The sequence below is a fragment of the Streptomyces lushanensis genome (genome assembly GCF_001700515.1).
Lineage (GTDB): Bacteria > Actinomycetota > Actinomycetes > Streptomycetales > Streptomycetaceae > Streptomyces > Streptomyces lushanensis.
Genome location: NZ_MAUD01000430.1, coordinates 1 through 1,862 on the forward strand (window position 1 = coordinate 1; position 1,862 = coordinate 1,862).

Here is a 1,862-nt window from a genome sequence, read left to right on the forward strand (position 1 = left end):
CGAGGACGAGTTCCGCGAACTCGCCGACGCCTTCGACGCGATGCTCGCACGCCTCGAAGCGCACGTCGCCGAACAGCAGAGATTCGCGGCCAACGCCTCGCACGAGCTGCGCACCCCGCTGGCGATCTCGAAGGCGCTCCTCGACGTGGCCCGCGCCGACCCGACGTGCGACACCGGCGAACTCATCGGCCGCCTCCACGCCGTCAACACCCGGGCGATCGACCTCACCGAGGCACTGCTCGTGCTCTGCCGCGCCGGGCGGCGGTCCTTCACCCGAGAACCCGTCGACCTGTCCCTCATCGCGGAAGAGGCCGCCGAAACGCTCCTCTCCCTCGCGGAGAAGCGCGGCGTCACCATCGAGACCAGCGGCGACCTCACCCCCACGACCGGATCGCAGGCGCTGCTGCTGCAGCTGACCACGAACCTCGTGCACAACGCGATCGTCCACAACCTCCCTGATCAGGGCACCGTCAGGGTCACTACGGGCGTCCGCCCCACGGGCGTGGTGCTCACCGTCGAGAACACCGGCGAGCAGGTCACCCCGCAGCTGGCCTCGACACTCACCGAACCGTTCCAGCGGGGCACCGAACGCCTGCACACCGACCACGCGGGCGTCGGCCTCGGCCTGACCATCGCCAAGACCATCACCCAGGCACACGACGGCACCCTCGCCCTCACCCCGAACCCCGCCGGCGGACTCCACATCACCGTGGAACTCCCCACGGCGTCCCCGTGACGACGTCCCCGTACACCGGCAGACGCAGGATCGGCGTGAAGCCGCCGCCTCCGCCCCCGCCTGGCCCACCGCGACCGCACCCAGACCGGAAAAACCCCTCCGTCCCGCGTTTCCGCAGGTCGGAGGGGTTTTGGAGAAGTGGAGCCTAGGGGAGTCGAACCCCTGACATCTGCCATGCAAAGACAGCGCTCTACCAACTGAGCTAAGGCCCCGGGACGGGTGTCGGGTACGGCCGAGCGCTCGCTTACGGCTCGTCGTTCACCGGGGACCAGAGTACCGGGTGTTCCCCGGGATCTCGCAAAAGGATTGGGACTCCCCGTGCGCGACCACGCTCCGTAGGATGCCCCACGAGGTTCGCAGCAGCGAAGCTGCCGCGATGGGGAAGCGATGGGGAGACGCACATGGACGCCGCACAGCAGGAAACGACCGCGAGAGCCAGAGAACTCCAGAGAAGCTGGTACGGAGAGCCACTGGGGGCGCTCTTCCGCCGGCTCATCGACGATCTTGGCCTGAACCAGGCCAGGCTCGCCGCCGTCCTCGGGCTGTCCGCGCCGATGCTCTCACAATTGATGAGCGGTCAACGCGCGAAGATCGGCAATCCGGCGGTCGTCCAACGCGTCCAGGCACTCCAGGATCTGGCCGGTCAGGTCGCGGACGGCAGCGTCAGCGCGGGAGAGGCCACCGACCGGATGGAGGAGATCAAGAAGTCGCAGGGCGGCTCGGTCCTCACCGGTACCAGCCAGACGACGAACAGCTCGGGCGCGCCGACCGTACGCCGGGTGGTACGCGAGATCCAGTCCTTGCTGCGGTCGGTCGCGGCGGCCGGCGACATCATAGATGCGGCGGACTCCCTCGCACCGACCCAGCCCGAACTGGCAGAGTTCCTACGGGTCTACGGCGCCGGGCGCACCGCGGAGGCGGTCGCCCACTACGAGGCGCACCAGAGCTAGAGGCGGAGCGGGGCCCGGAGGCGGCGGGCCGCCGGACGAGACGACTTGGGAGCGGGCGCGGCGCAATGGGTGAGGTCTTCGCGGGGCGGTACGAGCTGATCGACCCGGTCGGACGCGGTGGCGTCGGCGCCGTCTGGCGTGCCAGGCACGCCAGACGGCGCCGACGCCACCGCGTC

At 69.8% G+C, this 1,862-nt stretch carries 2 protein-coding genes and 1 tRNA gene; 2 read left to right on the top strand and 1 reads right to left on the bottom strand.

The window, feature by feature from the left end:
* The coding region (locus tag BFF77_RS28620; RefSeq protein WP_066955531.1) for a sensor histidine kinase at positions 1-736 on the top strand (736 nt) is incomplete at its 5' end.
* 139 nt (positions 737-875) lie between these two features.
* On the opposite strand, the gene BFF77_RS28625 is transcribed toward BFF77_RS28620, so the two are convergent.
* A tRNA-Ala gene (locus BFF77_RS28625) sits at positions 876-948 on the bottom strand.
* Positions 949-1,137: 189 nt separating this feature from the next.
* Between BFF77_RS28625 and BFF77_RS28630 the strand changes: the two genes are divergently transcribed.
* Positions 1,138-1,686, top strand: coding sequence for a helix-turn-helix domain-containing protein (locus tag BFF77_RS28630; RefSeq protein ID WP_066955535.1), 549 nt, complete (start codon positions 1,138-1,140; stop codon positions 1,684-1,686).
* Positions 1,687-1,862: the final 176 nt, after the last annotated feature.